This window comes from Rathayibacter sp. AY1B6 (genome assembly GCF_002932755.1).
In the GTDB taxonomy this organism is placed as follows: Bacteria; Actinomycetota; Actinomycetes; order Actinomycetales; family Microbacteriaceae; genus Rathayibacter.
Genome location: NZ_PSWL01000024.1, coordinates 25,637 through 43,753 on the forward strand (window position 1 = coordinate 25,637; position 18,117 = coordinate 43,753).

Genomic DNA, 18,117 nt, shown 5'->3' on the forward strand with positions numbered 1-18,117 from the left:
TCCTCCGCCTCAGCTGTCGCGGCGGATCCAGCGGAAGCCGAAGCGGCAGGCGACGAGTCCCACGACGAGCCAGATCCCGAGCACCAGCGCGACGCCTCCGAGGTCCCACGACCCGTTCACCTCCGCCTCCTCGAACCCGCTCGGCAGGAACACGGCGCGCATGCCCTGCGCGATCCACTTGAGCGGGAAGACGCTGGCCGTGTTCTGCAGCCAGTCCGGCAGCGTCGTGAACGACAGGTACGACCCGGAGATGAACTGCAGCACGAGCAGCGGCGGCACGATCACCGCGGTCGCGCTCTTGCCCGAGCGGGGCAGGGCGGAGACGGCGATGCCGAGGATGGCCGACGTCGCGACTCCGGCCAGGTAGACCCAGGCGAAGGTCGCCCAGCGCCCGCTGTCGGTGGGCAGCGCGACCGAGAACACCGTCGCCGCGACGAGGAGCAGCAGGGCCGTCTGCGCGAGGCTCGTCACGAGCACCTGGCCGAACTTGCCGATGAAGTAGCTGAAGACCGGCAGCGGTGCTCCCGCGAGGCGCTTGAGCGTGCCGTCGCCGCGCTCGACCGCGATGTCGACGCCCAGGTTCTGGACGCCCGAGAGCAGGATCCCGGCCGCGGCCAGGCCCGGCACGTAGTACTCCGCCATCGGGATGCCCGGGTCCTGGGGGTTCGCCTGCATCACCGCGGTGTCGCCGAACGCGACCGAGAAGATCGTCAGGAGCAGCACCGGGAAGAGGAAGGTGAAGAACACCTGGTCCGGAGCGCGGAAGTACGAGCGGATCTCGTAGCGGGCCCGGGCGAGTCCGAGGCGGACGGTGCGTCCCGGACCGGTGGAGAGGGTGCGGGGGCGGGTGGCGGCGGCGGTCACGCGGGCTCTCCGATCAGGTCGACCGCGTCGCGGTCCTCGCGGATGAGGTCGAGGTAGATGTCCTCGAGGCTGGGGCGGACGACCTCGAGGGCTGTCGGTTCCCCGATCCGGGAGTGGAGCTCGGCGACGGTCCGGGCGGGCTCGGTGGTGCGCAGCCGGTGCAGCACGCCGTCCTCGCGCCACTGCACGATGGGGACGCGCGCCTCGTCCCCTCCGATCGCGCTCATCGGGCCGAGGGCCAGGAGCCGCCCACCGGAGATCACGGCGGCGCGGTCGCCGAGGCGGGCGGCCTCGTCGAGGTAGTGCGTGGTGAGCAGGATGGTCGTGCCCTCGCTCTTGAGCAGGGCGATCAGGTCCCAGAAGGAGTGGCGGGCCTCGGGGTCGAAGCCCGTGGTGGGCTCGTCGAGGAACACCAGCTCGGGGCGGCCGATGATGCCGAGGGCGACGTCGACGCGTCGGCGCTGGCCTCCCGAGAGGCGGCCGATGCGCGAGCGGGCTTTGGACGTCAGTCCGACGGCCTCGATGGTCTCGTCGACGTCGCGCGGTCGCGGGTAGAGGCCGGCGAAGTGCGCGATCTGCTCACGGACCGTCGCGTTGCCGGACTCGCCGCTGGACTGCAGGACGATGCCCAGTCGCGCCTTCCACGCCAGGTCGCCGTGGCGCGGGTCGACCCCGAGGACCGAGACCTCGCCGCCGGAGCGGTCACGGTAGCCCTCGAGGATCTCGATCGTCGTCGACTTGCCGGCGCCGTTCGGGCCGAGGAGCGCGAAGGTCTCGCCCCGGTGGATGTCGAAGGAGACTCCCGCGACCGCCGGAGCGCCCCCGTAGTCCTTCCGCAGGTCGCGGACTCGGACGGCGTGGTCTTCGCTCATCGTCACAGCGTGCCCTGTCGCACCCCTCCGGCGACAGTCATCCCTGATTTCCGCCTCCCTCTTGCCCTGCCCGCCCCGAGATGGCAGGCACCCTTCACCTGTCGGACAGGCCGGGGGCAGTCCCCGCGATCACCGTGCGAGCGGTGACCGGCGATCCGCATGTCAGCGGATCGTCGTCCGCGGTACGCATCCCGCTCTCTGCGACGCTCCTGCGTCGTCGAGCCGACCGCGGCCGATCGACGACGCAGGAGGAGAGGGTCTAATCGGTGCCGAAGAGCTTCTGCAAGCGGCGCACGCCCTCGAGGAGCGCGTCGTCGCCGAGGGCGTAGGAGAGGCGGAGGTAGCCGCTCGGTCCGAAGGCCTCGCCGGGGACGGTGGCGACCTCGGCCTGCTCGAGGATGAGGTCGGCGAGCTCGAGGGAGGTCGTCGGGGTGGTGCCGTTCCACTCGCGGTTCAGCAGTCCGTTGACGTCGGGGTAGACGTAGAACGCGCCGCCCGGGGTGGGGCACTCGATCCCGTCGATCGCGTTCAGCTCGGCGACGATGGTGCGGCGGCGGCGGTCGAAGGCCAGGCGCATCTCCTCGGCCGGCTCCTGCGGTCCCGTGAGGGCGGCGATCGCGGCGCGCTGCGAGATGTTCGAGACGTTGCTCGAGAGGTGCGACTGGAGGTTGGAGGCCCCCTTGATCGCGTCGGCCGGGCCCACCATCCATCCCACGCGCCAGCCGGTCATCGCGTAGGTCTTCGCGACGCCGTTGACGAGGATCGTCCGGTCGCGCAGGGCGGGCACCGCCTCGACGATGGAGGTCGCGCGCTCGAGCGGGCTCGCGTCGTCCTGGTCGCCGGTGGAGTAGACGAGGTTCTGGTAGATCTCGTCGGCGATGATCCAGAGGCCGTGCTCCTCGGCCCACTCGCCGATCTCGCGGGTCTGCTCGGCCGAGTAGACGGCGCCGGTGGGGTTGGAGGGGGAGACGAACAGGAGCACCTTCGTGCGCTCGGTGCGCGCGGCCTCCAGCTGCTCGACCGTGACCAGGTACCCCTGGTCGGCTCCCGCGAACACGTCCACCTGCACGCCGCCGGCCAGCTTGATCGCCTCGGGGTAGGTGGTCCAGTAGGGGGTCGGCACCAGCACCTCGTCGCCGTCGTCCAGAAGGGTCTGGAACGCCTGGTAGACGGCCTGCTTGCCGCCGTTGGTGACCACGACCTGCGACGGGTCGACGGCCCATCCGGAGTCGCGCGCCGTCTTCTCCGCGATGGCCGCGCGGAGGTCGGGGAGGCCCGCGGCGGGGGTGTAGCGGTAGTTCCTCGGGTCGAGCACGGCGGCCGAGGCGGCCTCGACGATGTGCTCGGGAGTGAGGAAGTCGGGCTCGCCGGCGGCGTAGGACACGACCGGTCGGCCCTGGGCCTGGAGGGCCTTCGCCTTGGCGTCGACCTTCAGAGTGGCGGACTCGGCGATGGCGGCGATGCGGGCGGAGATGCGCGTGGTGGAGGACACGACGGCCAGCGTATCCTGCGCGCGCACGGGGCTCCGAGGCCCCCCGCCGCTCGGCTGGACACGCCCTGCGGGTCCACGTACACTCGTCCGAGGTAGTCGATCTCTGCCCTCATCCACAGCGCCCGCGAGGGTCGCGGCGGTGGGGCGGCGGGTCGGTCTCCTCCTCGGATGCCCGCAACGGCATCCATAGGGCGGTGGCTCAATTGGTAGAGCAGCGGTCTCCAAAACCGCAGGTTGCAGGTTCGAGCCCTGTCCGCCCTGCACATCGATGCCCGTCGCACGCGGTCCCCGCGACGCTGCGGTCATCGGTCCAGGGCCGCCCATGACGGGCGGTCGGCCACACCGGAGGTTCCGGTGCGGGAAAGGTGCGTGCAGGTGGCCGGGAAAGCAGTCGACGAGCCGAGCGAGGACGTCGTCGCGATCGCCAATCAGCAGCGAGCCGCGCGGCGCAACCCGTTCGCGCGCATCGCCCTCTTCATCCGGCAGGTCATCGCCGAGCTGAAGAAGGTCGTGACGCCCACCCGCAAGGAGCTGGGCAACTACGTCGTGGTCGTGCTGATCTTCGTCGTCATCATGATGGCGCTGGTGTCCTTCCTCGACTGGGTGTTCGCCCTGGCCGTGACCTACGTGTTCGGCACACCCGCCGCCTGACCCGAGAGCATCCGGGCCGCGCGAGCGGAGGGTGCCGGCGACAGCGGGACGCGCCCCGAGGGGCGCGACCGATCGATCGAGAGAGAGTTGTGACGAGTGTCTGACAGAAACCGCGACGACGTCGACTGGGCGACGGCTGCCGAGCAGTCGTCGGAGGTCGAGGAGGAGCAGGAGGGCGACGTCCAGTCGCAGGCCGAGGACGCCGTCGAGCCCGCCGAGCAGGGTGCGCTGAGCATCATCGACGAGAACGAGTCCGAGGACGACCTCGCCTCCGACCTCGAGGCCGCGCTGGACGCCATCGGCTCCGTCGACGACCCCGAGGCCGACTCCGCGGTCGACGAGGCCGCGCACATCGACACCGTCGAGGAGGCCGAAGCGGCCCTCGAGGCCGTCGAGGACGAGGCCGAGGTCGCCGCCGAGGACGCCGAGTCCGCCGGTGAGGACCTCGCCGACATCGACCCGTACGAGGCCTTCCGCACCGAGCTGCGCGGCAAGCCGGGCAAGTGGTACGTCATCCACTCCTACGCCGGCTTCGAGAAGCGCGTGAAGTCGAACATCGAGAACCGCAAGGTCTCGCTCGAGGCCGAGGACTACATCTTCGAGGTCCAGGTCCCGATGGAGGACGTGGTCGAGATCAAGAACGGCCAGCGCAAGATGGTCACCCGCGTGCGCATCCCCGGCTACGTGCTGGTGCGGATGGACCTCAACGAGGACTCGTGGTCGGTCGTCCGCCACACCCCTGGCGTCACCGGCTTCGTGGGCAACGCCCACAACCCGACCCCGCTGCGCTTCGAGGAGGCCTTCACGATGCTGAAGAGCCTCGTCGAGATCAAGGACGTCGCCCCCTCCAAGACCGCCGGCGCCAAGGGCCAGAAGCAGGCCCAGCGCGTGCTGCCCGCCGAGGTCGACTTCGAGATCGGCGAGACCATCACCATCAAGGAGGGCTCGTTCGCGGGTCTTCCCGGCTCGATCAGCGAGATCAAGCCCGAGAGCGGCAAGCTCACCGTGCTCGTCTCGCTCTTCGAGCGCGAGACCCCGGTCGAGCTGTCGTTCGACCAGGTCACCAAGCTCTAGTCCGTCGGACCCGCGTCGACGCCCTCTCCGCTGCGGCGGAGGGGGCGTTCGTCGTCTGCGGCGTCGTGCCCGGAGCCGCCCGCGCGACCTGTGGTGTGTGCGATCCGCAGGTGTTCCGCGCGACCGGTGCGATCTGCAGGCGTTCCGCGCGTGGGAGCGCTTTCCTCCGCCTGAACGGTCAGCCGTGGTCGAGATCCCCTGCACACGGCACAGCCAGCCCCCTGCAGATCGCCCACTTACCTGCAGATCGCACGCACTCCTGCAGATCGCGCGCACCCCTGCGGATCGGACAGTTGCCCGCGGAGGGCGCCGCAGGCGGACGGTGCCCGCGCCCTGTCGGGGGTGGCCCCGCTCGTGTAAGCTCGTACGGGTTTTCGTGTCGGCGCCCGCCTCTGTGCGCGCCGGACGACCCTCCTCCACCGCGATCCGGCACCGTCGGATGCGCGGGAGAGCGGCCGGGAGCCCCCGACCGCTCGAACCCTGAGAAAAGGAATCAGAATGGCCCCCAAGAAGAAGGTCACCGGCCTGATCAAGCTCCAGATCAAGGCCGGCGCGGCCAACCCCGCGCCCCCGATCGGTCCGGCGCTCGGTCAGCACGGCGTCAACATCATGGAGTTCTGCAAGGCGTACAACGCGCAGACCGAGTCGCAGCGCGGCAACGTCATCCCCGTCGAGATCACCGTCTACGAGGACCGCTCGTTCACCTTCGTGCTGAAGACCCCGCCCGCGGCGGAGCTCATCAAGAAGGCCGCCGGCGTCGCCAAGGGCTCCTCGACCCCGCACACCGTGAAGGTCGCGAAGCTCACGCAGGCGCAGGTCCGCGAGATCGCCGAGGCGAAGCAGGTCGACCTGAACGCCAACGACATCGACGCCGCCGCGAAGATCATCGCCGGCACCGCCCGCTCGATGGGCATCACGGTCGAGTAGCGCGAAGCGCTGCTCGACGGCGGCAGTCCCGCGCTCACCAGCGCGAACTCGCCGCGGAAGCCTCGAGAACGCGACCGCGATCCCGCATCGGTGTCGCGCGCTGCACCTCGACAACCTCCGCGCACGCTCCGGCTCCCGAGAGCAGCACTCACGGCCGCGATCGCGGCACCATCAGAACTCCATCACCCCCGTGGGAGAGCCCGCCAGGCTCTAGAACCACATTCTCGTTTCAAGGAGAAACAACATGGCACAGAAGTCGAAGGCCTACCGGGCCGCCGCGGCCAAGCTCGAAGAGGGCAAGTTCTACACGGCCGACGAGGCCGTCGCGCTCGCCCGCGAGACCGGTTCCGCCAAGTTCAACAGCACCGTCGAGGTCGCCCTCAAGCTCGGTGTCGACCCCCGCAAGGCCGACCAGATGGTCCGCGGCACGGTCATCCTGCCCCACGGCACGGGCAAGACCGCCCGCGTCATCGTGTTCGCGACCGGTCCGGCCGCCGAGGCCGCGCTGGCCGCCGGTGCCGACGAGGTCGGCGGCGCCGAGCTCATCGAGAAGGTCGCGGGCGGGTACACCTCGTTCGACTCCGCCGTCTCGACCCCGGAGCTCATGGGCCAGGTCGGCCGTCTCGGAAAGGTGCTCGGCCCCCGCGGCCTCATGCCCAACCCGAAGACCGGCACCGTGACCCCGGACGTGGCGAAGGCCGTGACCGAGATCAAGGGCGGAAAGATCGAGTTCCGCGTCGACAAGCACGCCAACGTGCACCTCGTCGTGGGCAAGGCCGCGTTCACCGAGGAGCAGCTCCAGGAGAACTTCAAGACCGCGCTCGACGAGATCCTCCGCCTCAAGCCGTCCTCCTCGAAGGGCCGCTACATCCAGAAGGCCGCCGTCTCGACGACCTTCGGCCCCGGCATCCCGCTGGACGTCAACGTCCTGGCCTGAGCCCGACACGCACCGACGTGAGGAGGGGGTCCGCTTCGGCGGGCCCCCTCCTTCGTCGTCCCGGCATACTGGTCCGGTGATCCGCCTCTCTCCGCCGCGCCTCGCGTGACCGTCCGCCGGGCGTCTCCCGCCGATGCGACCGCCCTGGCCGAGCTGGCCGCCGCGACCTTCCCGCTGGCCTGCCCGCCGCACACGACGGAGGAGGCCAAGGCCGAGTTCGTGCGCACGGTCCTCTCGGTCGAGCGCTTCCGCGACCACCTCGTCGACCCGCTCCGCTCGCTCCTGGTCGACGACGACTGCGGGGTTCTGACCGCGTACGCGATGCTCGTGCGCGGGGAGCCCGCCGATGCGGACGTCGTCGCGGCGATCCGGGTGCGTCCCACCGTCGAGCTCAGCAAGTTCTACCTCCTCCCCGGCAGGCACGGCTCCGGAGCGGCCTCCGCGCTGATGGGTGCGACCCTCGACGAAGCGCGTGCGCACGGAGCCGCCGGCGCCTGGCTCGGCGTCAACGAGGAGAACGTGCGCGCTCAGCGCTTCTACGCCAAGCACGGTTTCGCCGTCGTCGGCCGCAAGCGCTTCCTCGTCGGCGCCCGCTGGGAGGACGACTTCGTCCTCGAGCGCCCGCTCGCCTGACCCCCTCCCGGCGAGATGCCACTTCGGTACGCGACACGCCGCGCTCAGCGTGCTGAAGTGGCATCTCGCGGAGGACGCGGAGGAGGGGGAGGAGCTCAGCCCTCGGAGACGGTGAGGACGATCTTGCCGCGGGTGTGGCCCGTCTCGAGCTGCTCGTGAGCCTCGCAGGCGCGGGCGAGGGGGAAGATGCCGTCGATGAAGACGCGGACGTCGCCCGACTCGAGCAGGCGCGAGACCACGCCGAGGGTCGCCCCGTCGGGTGCGACGCGGTAGGTGGAGGCGCGCACGCCCGCAGCGGCCGCCTCCTCGAAGAACCCGGGCCAGCTCCCGGTGGGCGCGTTCACGATCAGGCCCCCGGGCCGGAGGACACTCAGCGAGCGCGAGCCCGTGTCGTCGTGGACGTTGCCGACCAGATCGATGACCACGTCGACGCCGGACAGCAGCTCGTCGAAGCGCTCCGCCGTGTGGTCGATCACCTGCGCGGCGCCGAGCTCGCGCAGCCACTGCAGGTTGCGGGTCGAGCCGGTCGCGATCACCGAGGCGCCGAAGTAGGCGGCGAACTGCACGGCGAAGTGGCCGACTCCGCCCGAGCCGGCGTGGATCAGGATCCGCTGACCCTCGTGCGCCTTGGCGAGCTCCACGACCATGCCCCAGGCGGTGAGCGCCGCGAGCGGGACGCCGGCCGCCTCCACGTGCGAGAGCGTCGACGGCTTCCGCGCGATCGAGACGCTCGGCACGCTGACGTACTCCGCGTAGGAGCCCGAGTAGCGCGGCACCATGACGAAGCCGTACACCTCGTCGCCCGGCCGCAGCGGATGCGCCGGGTAGGGGCTCGAGACGACGACGCCCGAGAAGTCGTGGCCGAGGACGGCCGGGTAGGAGGCGATCTGCGAGGCGACCCCCTGGCCCGCGCGCGTCTTCGCATCGAGCGGATTCACGCCGGCCGCGACCACCTTCACGGTGAACTCGGCGTTGATGGCGGAGGGGGTCGGCACGGTCGCCAGGTGCAGGGCGGAGGCGTCGCCCGGCGCATCGATCACCGCCGCCGTCATCGTGTCGGGGAGGACGACCTCCTCCGGGATCTCGCCGATCGCGAGGCCGTGCCCGAGCGCGCTGGTGTGCATCGTCGCCTTTCCTGTCGCTGAGGCGTGCGGGTGGAGCGTGCCGAGGACGTCGCCCCCGATCCCGCATCCGACGCCGCGTCCAGTCAACCGAGGCAATGAGTCGGCGCTGTTACGGGGGTGTCACCCTCGGGAGAAGATTGGCGCGCGGAGTCGCGGGCGCCCGGTCTGGCACGATGAGGGGATGCGACGCCGACGTTCCCTGCTGGTCGGCGGTGCCCTCCTGGTCCTGGCCGGGCTCGTGGTCCTCCTGGCCGCGCGGATCAGCATCGGCACCAGCCGCTGGGTCTACGTCAGCGAGATGGGCGCGCCGGACCTGCCGACGGCGGGCGCCTTCGAGGTCGCGCTGCTGCTCGTGGCGGCCGGCGGCGCGCTGATCGCCGCGGGCGCCTGGGCGGTGCGCGCCCGCCTGCTGCCCGCCCTCCGCCCGGCCGCGGCGATCCTCCTGGCGGCCGCCTGCTTCGCGCTCGCCTCGCAGGTGACCTGCACGGCGGGCTGCCCGCTGCCGGTCGGGCCGGCCTTCCAGTGGCAGGACCTGATCCACACCTCGGCCGCCGTGCTCGGCTTCGGCGCCGCCTGCGCCGCGATGCTCCAGCTGGCGACGGTGCGGGGGCGCCCGGCGGTCGCGCGCCTCTCGCTCGCCGCCGGGATCTCGGTGGCGGTCGTCGCCGGGACCGGCGGGATCCTGTCGCTGCTGCGCGTGTGGCTGCGGCTCGGCGGGACGCTCGAGTTCGTGGCGACGGCGATCGCGGTGCTCTGGCTCGCGTTCGTCGGCCTGGTGCTCGCGCTCGAGGACCTCAGCGCCGAGCGAGCCAGTCGCGGACGTGCCCGCGGATCCGGTCCTGCTGAGCGGCGAAGCCCTCGTCCCGCGACGGCACCCGCTCGCAGTCCGCATCCGGAAGAGCCCTAGCCCACGCCTCCGCGACCTCGACCGGATGCACGGGGTCGCGCTCCGCCGCGATCACCAGGGTGCGCGCGATGACCTCGCCCAGCTCTGCGGAGTCGCGGTAGGCGGCGTTCCGCGGGATCTGGGCGAGCCGGACGGCACGCTCGGCCGCCCGCGGGGAACGGAACTGCAGCGTCAGCGCCTCCGCCGACGCGGGGGACACCTCGGCGGCGCGCGCGAACAGGCCCGAGGCGCGGAACATCCTCTCGCCGCGCTTCGCGCCGTGGTCGTGCAGGAGCTGCGCGATGACGGGGAACACGGTGAGGTTCTCGGGAAGCGGCTCGGCGGTGAAGGCGGGACGCACGAAGACGGCGCGGTCGATCGGCAGCACGCGTCGGACGGCGAGGCGCAGGGCGATCGCGGCGCCCATCGAGATGCCGAGCACCGTGAGCGGCTTGTGCGCGGCTCCGGCCCGCACGACCTCCTCCGTCACCTCGTCGGCCAGCGCCTCGAGCGCGAAGTCGCCGGGCGCGCCGAGCAGCTCGGAGGCGCCGTGGGCGCGGACGTCCGGAGCGATGACCTCGCTGCCGGCGGGCAGGGCGGAGCGCAGCAGCCCCAGCGGCTGGGAGCGGTCGCCGCCCAGGCCGTGCAGGAGGAGGACCGTCACCGGGCGCGCGTCCGCTCGTGCAGCTCGGCCATCAGCATCCCCGCCAGCCGCACGAGGATGTGGATCTCGTCCTCGTCGCGGTCCACCCAGCGGGAGTTCGGCTCGCCCTCGATGGGCACGAAGTCGCGGTGCTGCTCCCAGACGACGAGCGTGCGCTCCGCGCCGAGGACGTACTGCTGCCAGAAGACCTGCCGCAGGTAGTGGCGCGGGATGCTCCGCCACGGCTTCGTCGTGGTCTTGATCTCGCACAGCTCGAGCCGGCCGTCCTCGCGGAGGCCGATGCCGTCGGGAGTGGCGAGGTGGCGCCGCTCCTGGCTCGCGTGGAAGAGGGTGCTGCTGGGCTCGATCGCGTGCTCGCTCCGCACCCAGGCGGCGATCTCGGGTTCGCGGGCGCGGCCGTGGTCGGTGAAGGCGTTGCCGCCGAAGCCGGTGCCGTAGAGCTTGTCGAGCGCAGCCCTGCCGATCGCAGCGGGGGAGGAGAGGCGGGCGACGTCGGTCGCGGTGATGCCTCGCGAGCGGGCGCGGAGCCAGGCGACGCGGTCCGAGGAGTCGGCGACGACCCTCCGGAGGTGCGGGGGCTCGGCGTCCGTGAAGACGGGCTGCGTCTCCCAGGGGAAGGAGAGCTGCAGGTCGGGCACCGATTCATTCTCTGCCCCCTGCGGCGCCCGGTCGAATCGGCACGCCGACGCGCGGCGTCCCGCCGCGGCGGGACTGCTAGCGACAGCGGCTCAGGCGTCGAGGAAGGCGTCGACGTGCGCGGGGGAGAGGAGGTGGCGCCGGACCATCAGGGCGGCACCGCGGACGCCTCCGCCCTGGGCCGCGGCCTGCACGATGTCGAGCGCGCGGGTCGCCAGGGGGAGGGAGCGGCGGTAGACGACCTCGCGGACCCCGGCGAGGACCTCGTGGCTGGCCTGGGCGATGCTGCCGCCGACGACGATGACGGAGGGGTTCAGGAGGTTCACGCAGGTGGCGAGCACCTCGCCGATGTCGCGGCCCGCGGCGCGCGTGAGCTCGACGGTGGTGGGGTCCCCGCCGGTCAGCAGGGTGACGACGTCGGAGGTGCTGGCGGCGTCGATCCCGGACTCGGTCAGACGGCGGGCGATGGCCGAGCCGCTCGCGATCGCCTCGAGGTCGGCCTCGCCGCGGTCGCCGGGGACCTGCACGTGGCCGAGGTCGCCCGCGGCGCCGAGGGCTCCGCGCTGCAGGGCGCCGCCGCTGACGATCCCGGCTCCGATGCCGGTGGACACCTTCACGTAGAGGAGGTCGTCGACGTCGGCGTAGTGGTCGGCGTGCTCGCCGAGCGCGAGCAGGTTCACGTCGTTGTCGACCAGGACGGGCACGGGGAGGCGGCGGCCGACGAACTCCGGGATGTCGAAGCGGTCCCAGCCGGGCATGATCGGCGGCTTCACCGGGCGGCCCGTCGCGTGCTCGACCGGGCCGGGGACGCCGACGCCGACTCCCGCGAGCGGGCCGGCAACCGGAGTCCGGCCGAGCAGGGCCGCGGCGACGTCGAGGGCGTGGCCGAGGACGGCGAGAGGGCCGTCGGCGATGGCGATGCTCTCGCGGCGGCGGGCGAGGACCGTGCCGTCGAGGTCGGTCAGGGCCACGACGGCGTGCGCCGCGCCCAGGTCGACGGCGAGGAGGCTGCGCGCGCGGGGGTCGAAGGCCACGCGGGCGGCGGGGCGGCCGCCGGAGGAGGGGGCGTCGTCCTGCCGGGCGACCAGGCCGGAGGCGGTCAGGACGTCGAGCTGGGCGGAGACGGCCGCGCGCGGCAGGCCCGTCTCGGCGACCACGTCTGCCCGCGTCCGGGGCGCCCCGTCGGCCAGCAGGAGCAGCAGCTCGCCGACCGCGCTGACGGTGATGCGGCGGCGCGGGGACATGGCCAGAGTCAACCACAGCGCCCGCGCTTCTGCGCGGTGGGCGCCCGACTTGGCGGGCGTGCAGGGCTAGTTTTGCTTGTCCGTGAGCAAAAGTCCGCGTAGGGTTCGAGGCACACCTTCCGATGCGATCAGGAGCCCCACCGGTGGCCACACCCTCAGACCTCTCTGTCCAGCTCTACTCGGTGCGCGAGCCGCTCGCGGCCGATCTGCCCGCCACCCTCGACCGCCTCGCGGCGATCGGCTTCACCACGGTCGAGCTCTTCGGGTTCGTCGACCTGGCCGACGCCTACCGCGCGGCACTGCCCGCCAGCGGACTGCGCGCTCCCAGCGCCCACGCGCGCCTCCTCGGCCCGCAGGGCGACGCCACCGTGGACGAGATCCTCGACACGGCCGCCTCGCTCGGCGTCGAGACCGTGATCGACCCCTTCGTCGATCCGACCCGCTGGACCACCGCGGACGACGTCGCCCGCATCGCCGACGAGCTGAACGCGCTGGTCGACTCCGCAGCCGCCCGCGGCCTGGTGCTCGGCTACCACAACCACGCGTTCGAGTTCGAGAACCGCGTCGACGGCCGCAGCGCCTTCGAGCACCTCGCGGGCCTGCTCGACCCGCGCATGGTCCTCGAGCTCGACACCTACTGGGCGGCCGTCGGCGGCGACGACCCGGTCGAGGTGCTCGGACGCCTCGGCGGCCAGGTGCGCTTCCTGCACGTGAAGGACGGACCCGTCTCGGCCGACACCCAGGAGCAGCTGCCCGCGGGCGAGGGCGCGATGGACGTCCCGGCGATCCTCGCCGCCGCTCCGCAGGCCCTGCCCGTGCTGGAGTTCGACGCCTACGCCGGCGACATCTTCGAGGGCCTGGAGTCGGCCCACCGCTACGTCTCGGGGCTCGGCGCATGAGCGGCACCGGCCGCGTGGGCGTCGGCGTCATCGGCGCCGGCAACATCAGCACCCAGTACCTGACCAACCTCACCGTCTTCCCCGACCTCGAGGTGCTCTTCGTCGCCGACATCGACCTCGAGCGGGCGAGGACCCAGGCCGAGGCGTTCGGCGTCCCCGCCTCCGGCACCGTCGAGGAGCTCCTCGCGCACGAGGGCATCGAGATCGTCGTGAACCTCACGATCCCGGCCGCCCACGTCGAGGTCGCGCGCCGCGCGGTCGAGGCGGGCAAGCACGTGTGGACCGAGAAGCCCTTCTCGCTCGACCGCGACAGCGGGATCGAGCTGCTCGCGCTGGCGAAGGAGAAGGGGCTGCGTGTGGCGACCGCTCCCGACACCTTCCTGGGCGCGGGCCTCCAGACGGCGCAGCGCGTGATCGAGAGCGGAGCCATCGGCACGCCGCTCTCCGCCCTCACCCTCTTCCAGGGCCCCGGCCCCGAGTCGTGGCACCCGAACCCGGAGTTCTTCTTCGCCGAGGGCGGTGGGCCGCTGCTGGACATGGGCCCGTACTACATCACCACGCTCGTGCAGAACCTCGGCCCCGTCGAGAGCGTCACCGCCGTCTCGTCCCAGGCCCGCGCCACCCGCGTGGTCGGCTCCGGCCCGAAGGAGGGCACCGAGTTCCCGGTGACCATCCCGACGCACATCGGCGGGCTGCTCCGCTTCGAGTCCGGGGCCTCGGCCCAGGGCGTGTGGAGCTTCGAGTCGAGCCTGCCGCGCACCGGCTTCGTCGAGATCAACGGCTCCGAGGGCACCCTCGTCCTTCCCGACCCGAACCAGCACGACGGCGAGATCACCCTGCACCGCCGCGGGTCCGCCGAGCCGGAGGTCCTCGCGGCGACCGGCTCGACCGCCTCCCGCGGCACCGGCGTGCTCGAGCTCGCCCGTGCGATCCGGGCCGACCGCCCCGAGGCCGCCTCCGGCGACCTGGCGTACCACGTCACCGATGTGATGCTCTCGCTCCTCGAGGCCGCCGAGACCGGCGAGAAGGTCCTCGTCACGAGCTCCGTGACGCCCCGCCCCGCACTTCCCGAGAGCTGGGACCCGACCGAAGCGACCCTCTCCTGATGCCCGCACCCCTGCGCGTCGGCGTGCTCGGCGGCGGCTTCATGGCGGCCGTGCACAGCCGCGCGGCCCGGAGCGCCGGAGCGGTGCTCGCCGGCGTCGCCTCCTCCACCCGCGAGAAGGGCGAGCGGGCGGCGGCCGAGCTCGGCGTCGAACGCGCCTACCCGGACGCTCGGGCCCTGATCGAGGACGAGAGCATCGACCTCGTGCACGTCTGCACACCGAACGCCACGCACGCCGCACTCGCGCTCGCGGCGATCGAGGCGGGCAAGCACGTGGTCTGCGAGAAGCCGCTCGCCGCGACGCTGCGGGAGGCGGAGTCGCTCGCCGCGGCCGCGTCCTCCGCCGGCGTGGTGGCGACCGTCCCGTTCGCCTACCGCTTCCACCCGATGGTGCGCGAGGCCCGCGCCCGTGTCGCCTCCGGCGAGACCGGCCGCCTGGTCACGGTCCGCGGGAGCTACCTCCAGGACTGGCTGCTGGGCGCCTCCGACGACAACTGGCGCGTCGACCCGGCCGCCGGCGGCCGCTCGCGGGCCTTCGGCGACATCGGCTCGCACCTGGTCGACCTGCTGGAGTTCGTCACCGGCGACCGGATCGACTCGCTCGCCGCGATCACGAGCACGGTCCACGCCGAGCGCGGAGGCCGCCCGGTGCGCACCGAGGACGTGGCCGGCCTGATCGTCCGGCTCGAGGGCGGCGCCGTCGGCACGCTCCTCGTCTCGCAGGTCACCGCGGGCCACCGCAACGAGCTGGTGCTCGAGGTCTCCGGGCTGGAGGAGTCGCTGCGCTTCGAGCAGGAGCTCCCCGAGACGCTGTGGGTGGGACGGCGCGACAGCGCCCTGCTGGTGCCGCGCGACGCCGCGATCCTCGCGCCCGACGCCGCCCGGCTCTCGATCGTGCCGAGCGGCCATCCGATGGGCTACCAGGACGCCTTCACGGCGTTCGCCCGCGACACCTACGCCGCCGTGGCGGGCGCCGACGTCGAGGGTCTGCCGACCTTCGACGACGGCCTCCGCGCGGCGCGCATCACCGAGGCCGTGCTCGACGCGGCCGAGACAGGCGCCTGGGTGACCGTGCCCGCCGCCGACGACCGGACGGAGATCGCCGCATGAGCGACGAGAAGACCTACCCCGCCACCCGTCCCGTGACGCTGTTCACCGGGCAGTGGGCCGACCTGCCCTTCGAGGAGGTCGCCCGCCTCGCCGCCGAGTGGGGCTACGACGGACTCGAGATCGCGGCCTCGGGCGACCACCTCGACCTCAAGCGCGCGGACGAGGACGACGCCTACGCCGCCTCGCGCCTGGAGGTCCTCGACCGCTACGGCCTCGAGGTCTTCGCGATCTCGAACCACCTCACCGGCCAGGCCGTCTGCGACGACCCGATCGACTTCCGCCACAAGGCCCTCGTGCGCGACTACACCTGGGGCGACGGCGACGCGGAGGGAGTGCGGCAGCGCGCCGCCGAGGACATGAAGCGCTCGGCGCGGGTCGCCCGCAAGCTCGGCGTGGACGTCGTCGTCGGCTTCACCGGCTCGAAGATCTGGCCCTACGTGGCGCAGTTCCCGCCGGTGCCGGCCTCCGTCATCGACGAGGGCTACGAGGACTTCGCGACCCGCTGGAACCCGATCCTCGACGAGTTCGACGCGAACGGCGTGGTCTACGCGCACGAGGTGCACCCGTCAGAGATCGCCTACGACTACTGGTCGAGCGTGCGCACCCTCGAGGCGATCGGGCACCGCCCGGCCTTCGGCTTCAACTGGGACCCGTCGCACATGATGTGGCAGGACATCGACCCGGTCGGCTTCATCGTCGACTTCAAGGACCGGATCTACCACGTCGACTGCAAGGACACCCGCCTGCGCCCGAAGAACGGCCGCGCGGGCGTGCTCGGCTCGCACCTGCCCTGGGGCGACCCCCGCCGCGGCTGGGACTTCGTCTCGACCGGTCACGGCGACGTCCCGTGGGAGGACGCGTTCCGGGCGCTGGAGTCGATCGGCTACTCCGGCCCGATCTCCATCGAGTGGGAGGACGCCGGGATGGACCGCCTGCACGGCGCGAAGGAGGCCGTCGGCTTCATCCGCTCGCTGCTCTGGAAGACCCCGACCGCGTCGTTCGACGCGGCGTTCTCGAACCAGTAGCCGGCGGCCCTGCTCGGAGGGACGCCGCCTCGATCCGCAGCGCACTGCGCGGACCCTGGCGGCGTCCCTCCGACGAGGAGAGGGAGCGTCAGCCCGCGGCCTTGGCGGCGCGCTCGGACTTGATGCGGGCCTGCTCGCGGCGGACCTCCGCATAGCGGTTCTGCTCGACGCGCAGCCACTCGGGGACCTTGTCGAGCAGGGCCTGGATCTCGGGAGTGGTCAGCGCCTCGGTGACGCCGCCGCGGGCGAGCCCCGAGATGGAGACGTTCAGCCGCGAGGCGATGACGGAGCGGGGGTGCGGCCCCTCCTCGCGCAGCTGCACGAGCCAGGCGGGCGGGTTCGCCGCGAGCTCGTCGTACTGCTCCCGCGTGATCGCCGACTCCTGGAACTCCTCCGGGGTCGCGGGCAGGTAGACCTGCAGCTTCTTCGCCGCGGTCGCAGCCTTCATCGTCTGTGTCGCCTTGGCCATGCGGCAACCCTACCGGCGCGGCGCGGACCACCTACCCTGAGGGGATGAGCGAGCAGCCCGAGACCGTCGACCCGCAGGCCGCTCCCGAGGCGGAGGGGCGTCCGGAGGGCGCGGCGGGCGCAGTGGACGCGGTCGGCGCCGAGCCGGACGACACCGACGGCCTCTTCGAGGGCCTCGACGCCGACGCCGACTCCGACGACTCCGACGACTCCGACGATGCCGACGCCGACGTCGAGGACGCCGACGCCGTCCCCGCCGGCCCCGTGCTCGCCGTCGCCCTCGTGCCCGGCGTCACCCCCACCAAGTGGACCCGTGTCTGGGGCCAGCGCCGCTCCGATCTCCCGCTGCGCATCACCGTCGTCGCCGAGCGCGAGCAGGAGCGGGCGCTGCTCGAGGGCCGCGCGCAGCTCTCGTTCGTCCGCGGCGACGTCTCCTCCTCCGCCCTCAGCTCCATCCACCTCTACGACGAGCAGCCCGTCGCCGTCCTCGGCCGCGAGCACGCCCTGGCCGCCGCGGAGGAGCTCGACATCGCCGAGCTGGCCGGCGAGCACCTCCTCCAGGACCCGGAGGACGTGCCGGAATGGGCCGCGGTCGCCGAGGAGCTCGCCGACGGCTCGCGACGCCCGCTGCCGCGCATGGCCGGCCTCGACGACGCGGTCGAGCAGGTCGCGGCCGGCGTGGGCGTGCTCATCGTGCCGCAGTCGGTGGCGCGCGTGCACAGCCGCAAGGACGTGACCGCGGTGCCGGTGACCGGCGTCGCTCCCTCCTCCGTCCGCCTGGCCTGGGTGACGGACGACAAGGGCGACGACGTCGAGGACTTCATCGGCGTCGTCCGCGGCCGCAGCGCGAACACCACCCGCGGGACCGCCGCGACACCGAAGGTCGAGTCGCGCGCGAAGGCCGCCAAGGCGAAGGCGCGGGAGGCGCGCGAGAAGGCGGAGAGGGCCGGCGGCGGCAAGAAGAAGCCGGCACGCGCCAAGGCGGCCGCGCCGGCCGTGCGGCGGACCCGCAAGCCGCGCGGCCGCTGACCGTGGCCGACGACGCCGGCTGGTCGCTCCGCCCCGCGACCGCGGAGGACGCCGCGGCGATCGCCGAGCTGCGCGCGGTCGTCATGCGCCCGTCGCTCGAGACGCTCGACCGCTACGACGAGCACCGCGTGCGGCACCGCTTCCTCGACGGGTACCGGCCCGAGCTCACCCGGGTGATCGAGCTCGACGGCGCCTTCGCCGGGAGCATCGCCGCGCGGGTCGAGCCGGACGCGGTCTGGATCGAGCACTTCTACCTGGCGCCTCAGGTGCAGGGCCGGGGGATCGGCGGCGCCGTCCTCCGTCGCGTGATGGCGGAGGAGGCGCGGCCGGGACTGCCCTTCCGCCTCGACGTGCTGAAGCGCAGCGACGCCCGGCGCCTCTACGAGCGGCACGGCTTCCGGTTCGAGCGCGCTCTGGAGTGGGACGACATCCTCGTCGCGCCGCCCGTCTCCTGACCCCTGATCGGGGAGGGCGACG

Annotated in this window: 20 protein-coding genes and 1 tRNA gene; 13 read left to right on the forward strand and 8 right to left on the reverse strand. The window is 72.6% G+C overall.

Features of this window, described 5'->3' with window-relative positions; genetic code table 11:
* Positions 1-9: 9 nt before the first annotated feature.
* The 3 genes from C5D08_RS12850 to C5D08_RS12860 form a co-directional block, all read right to left on the reverse strand.
* Positions 10-864 carry an ABC transporter permease gene (locus tag C5D08_RS12850; protein WP_104277367.1) on the reverse strand — a complete coding sequence of 285 codons (855 nt, stop codon included), beginning with the start codon at positions 862-864 and terminating at the stop codon, positions 10-12.
* Positions 861-1,736: an ABC transporter ATP-binding protein gene (locus C5D08_RS12855; RefSeq protein WP_104277386.1), complete on the reverse strand. Its 876-nt coding sequence runs from the start codon at positions 1,734-1,736 to the stop codon at positions 861-863. The genes C5D08_RS12850 and C5D08_RS12855 overlap by 4 nt, the downstream gene beginning before the upstream one ends.
* A gap of 259 nt (positions 1,737-1,995) precedes the next feature.
* Entirely contained in the window at positions 1,996-3,237 is a 1,242-nt protein-coding gene (locus C5D08_RS12860) for a pyridoxal phosphate-dependent aminotransferase (protein ID WP_374953942.1), read from the reverse strand.
* Between the two features lie 179 nt (positions 3,238-3,416).
* Here C5D08_RS12860 and C5D08_RS12865 point away from each other — a divergent pair.
* The 6 genes from C5D08_RS12865 to C5D08_RS12890 all read left to right on the forward strand — a co-directional run bounded on the left by C5D08_RS12865 (position 3,417) and on the right by C5D08_RS12890 (position 7,450).
* Positions 3,417-3,489: transfer RNA gene (locus tag C5D08_RS12865), tRNA-Trp, on the forward strand.
* 114 nt (positions 3,490-3,603) lie between these two features.
* Complete coding sequence (secE, locus tag C5D08_RS12870; RefSeq protein WP_068208793.1) at positions 3,604-3,879, forward strand: preprotein translocase subunit SecE; 276 nt, start codon at positions 3,604-3,606, stop codon at positions 3,877-3,879.
* Positions 3,880-3,975: 96 nt separating this feature from the next.
* Positions 3,976-4,953, forward strand: coding sequence for a transcription termination/antitermination protein NusG (gene nusG / locus C5D08_RS12875; RefSeq protein ID WP_104277368.1), 978 nt, complete (start codon positions 3,976-3,978; stop codon positions 4,951-4,953).
* Between the two features lie 498 nt (positions 4,954-5,451).
* Positions 5,452-5,880 (forward strand): 50S ribosomal protein L11, encoded by a 429-nt coding sequence (gene rplK / locus C5D08_RS12880; RefSeq protein WP_104223632.1) that lies wholly within the window; start codon positions 5,452-5,454, stop codon positions 5,878-5,880.
* Positions 5,881-6,124: 244 nt separating this feature from the next.
* Entirely contained in the window at positions 6,125-6,817 is a 693-nt protein-coding gene (gene rplA, locus C5D08_RS12885; RefSeq protein WP_104223633.1) for a 50S ribosomal protein L1, read from the forward strand.
* A 105-nt stretch (positions 6,818-6,922) separates the two neighbouring features.
* Positions 6,923-7,450, forward strand: coding sequence for an N-acetyltransferase (locus C5D08_RS12890; protein WP_104277369.1), 528 nt, complete (start codon positions 6,923-6,925; stop codon positions 7,448-7,450).
* A gap of 95 nt (positions 7,451-7,545) precedes the next feature.
* Here the strand turns inward: C5D08_RS12890 and C5D08_RS12895 are convergent, their stop codons facing one another.
* Positions 7,546-8,574, reverse strand: a complete 1,029-nt coding sequence (locus tag C5D08_RS12895) for an NADP-dependent oxidoreductase (protein ID WP_374953941.1) — start codon at positions 8,572-8,574, stop codon at positions 7,546-7,548.
* A 181-nt stretch (positions 8,575-8,755) separates the two neighbouring features.
* On the opposite strand from C5D08_RS12895, the gene C5D08_RS12900 reads away from it, so the two are divergent.
* Positions 8,756-9,481 (forward strand): DUF998 domain-containing protein, encoded by a 726-nt coding sequence (locus tag C5D08_RS12900; protein ID WP_104277370.1) that lies wholly within the window; start codon positions 8,756-8,758, stop codon positions 9,479-9,481.
* Here C5D08_RS12900 and C5D08_RS12905 read toward each other — a convergent pair.
* The 3 genes from C5D08_RS12905 to C5D08_RS12915 form a co-directional block, all read right to left on the reverse strand.
* The gene (locus tag C5D08_RS12905; RefSeq protein ID WP_181110033.1) at positions 9,369-10,124 is read right to left on the reverse strand and encodes an alpha/beta fold hydrolase; all 756 of its coding nucleotides are present in this window, start codon (positions 10,122-10,124) and stop codon (positions 9,369-9,371) included. The two genes, C5D08_RS12900 and C5D08_RS12905, sit on opposite strands and share 113 nt — an antisense overlap.
* Positions 10,121-10,753: a YqaJ viral recombinase family protein gene (locus C5D08_RS12910; protein ID WP_104238303.1), complete on the reverse strand. Its 633-nt coding sequence runs from the start codon at positions 10,751-10,753 to the stop codon at positions 10,121-10,123. Before C5D08_RS12910 ends, C5D08_RS12905 begins: the two co-directional genes overlap by 4 nt.
* A gap of 99 nt (positions 10,754-10,852) precedes the next feature.
* Entirely contained in the window at positions 10,853-12,004 is a 1,152-nt protein-coding gene (locus tag C5D08_RS12915) for an ROK family transcriptional regulator (protein WP_104277372.1), read from the reverse strand.
* Positions 12,005-12,147: 143 nt separating this feature from the next.
* Here C5D08_RS12915 and C5D08_RS12920 point away from each other — a divergent pair, with 143 nt between their 5' ends.
* Genes C5D08_RS12920 through C5D08_RS12935 form a run of 4 tightly spaced genes read left to right on the forward strand, consistent with a single transcriptional unit; the run spans position 12,148 to position 16,143 of the window.
* Positions 12,148-12,903 (forward strand): sugar phosphate isomerase/epimerase, encoded by a 756-nt coding sequence (locus C5D08_RS12920; RefSeq protein WP_258067401.1) that lies wholly within the window; start codon positions 12,148-12,150, stop codon positions 12,901-12,903.
* Entirely contained in the window at positions 12,900-14,009 is a 1,110-nt protein-coding gene (locus tag C5D08_RS12925; protein ID WP_104277374.1) for a Gfo/Idh/MocA family protein, read from the forward strand. Before C5D08_RS12920 ends, C5D08_RS12925 begins: the two co-directional genes overlap by 4 nt.
* Positions 14,009-15,118: a Gfo/Idh/MocA family protein gene (locus tag C5D08_RS12930; RefSeq protein WP_104277375.1), complete on the forward strand. Its 1,110-nt coding sequence runs from the start codon at positions 14,009-14,011 to the stop codon at positions 15,116-15,118. Before C5D08_RS12925 ends, C5D08_RS12930 begins: the two co-directional genes overlap by 1 nt.
* On the forward strand, positions 15,115-16,143 hold the full coding sequence (locus C5D08_RS12935; protein ID WP_181110035.1) for a sugar phosphate isomerase/epimerase: 1,029 nt from the start codon (positions 15,115-15,117) through the stop codon (positions 16,141-16,143). Before C5D08_RS12930 ends, C5D08_RS12935 begins: the two co-directional genes overlap by 4 nt.
* Before the next feature lie 88 nt (positions 16,144-16,231).
* Here the strand turns inward: C5D08_RS12935 and C5D08_RS12940 are convergent, their stop codons facing one another.
* A complete protein-coding gene (locus C5D08_RS12940) occupies positions 16,232-16,612 on the reverse strand; it encodes a DUF5997 family protein (RefSeq protein ID WP_104277376.1) in 381 nt (126 codons plus the stop codon).
* A 44-nt stretch (positions 16,613-16,656) separates the two neighbouring features.
* Here C5D08_RS12940 and C5D08_RS12945 point away from each other — a divergent pair, with 44 nt between their 5' ends.
* On the forward strand, positions 16,657-17,640 hold the full coding sequence (locus C5D08_RS12945; protein ID WP_104277377.1) for a LysR substrate-binding domain-containing protein: 984 nt from the start codon (positions 16,657-16,659) through the stop codon (positions 17,638-17,640).
* Between the two features lie 2 nt (positions 17,641-17,642).
* Positions 17,643-18,095, forward strand: a complete 453-nt coding sequence (locus C5D08_RS12950) for a GNAT family N-acetyltransferase (RefSeq protein WP_258065112.1) — start codon at positions 17,643-17,645, stop codon at positions 18,093-18,095.
* The last annotated feature ends 22 nt before the right edge of the window (positions 18,096-18,117 follow it).

Coding starts and splice junctions, on each gene's coding strand:
- C5D08_RS12940 (WP_104277376.1), bottom strand. CDS start 16,612: ATGGCCAAGGCGACACAGACGATGAAGGCTGCGACCGCGGCGAAGAAG.
- C5D08_RS12935 (WP_181110035.1), top strand. CDS start 15,115: ATGAGCGACGAGAAGACCTACCCCGCCACCCGTCCCGTGACGCTGTTC.
- C5D08_RS12915 (WP_104277372.1), bottom strand. CDS start 12,004: ATGTCCCCGCGCCGCCGCATCACCGTCAGCGCGGTCGGCGAGCTGCTG.
- rplA (WP_104223633.1), top strand. CDS start 6,125: ATGGCACAGAAGTCGAAGGCCTACCGGGCCGCCGCGGCCAAGCTCGAA.
- C5D08_RS12930 (WP_104277375.1), top strand. CDS start 14,009: ATGCCCGCACCCCTGCGCGTCGGCGTGCTCGGCGGCGGCTTCATGGCG.
- C5D08_RS12945 (WP_104277377.1), top strand. CDS start 16,657: ATGAGCGAGCAGCCCGAGACCGTCGACCCGCAGGCCGCTCCCGAGGCG.
- rplK (WP_104223632.1), top strand. CDS start 5,452: ATGGCCCCCAAGAAGAAGGTCACCGGCCTGATCAAGCTCCAGATCAAG.
- C5D08_RS12855 (WP_104277386.1), bottom strand. CDS start 1,736: ATGAGCGAAGACCACGCCGTCCGAGTCCGCGACCTGCGGAAGGACTAC.
- C5D08_RS12925 (WP_104277374.1), top strand. CDS start 12,900: ATGAGCGGCACCGGCCGCGTGGGCGTCGGCGTCATCGGCGCCGGCAAC.
- C5D08_RS12895 (WP_374953941.1), bottom strand. CDS start 8,574: ATGCACACCAGCGCGCTCGGGCACGGCCTCGCGATCGGCGAGATCCCG.
- C5D08_RS12900 (WP_104277370.1), top strand. CDS start 8,756: ATGCGACGCCGACGTTCCCTGCTGGTCGGCGGTGCCCTCCTGGTCCTG.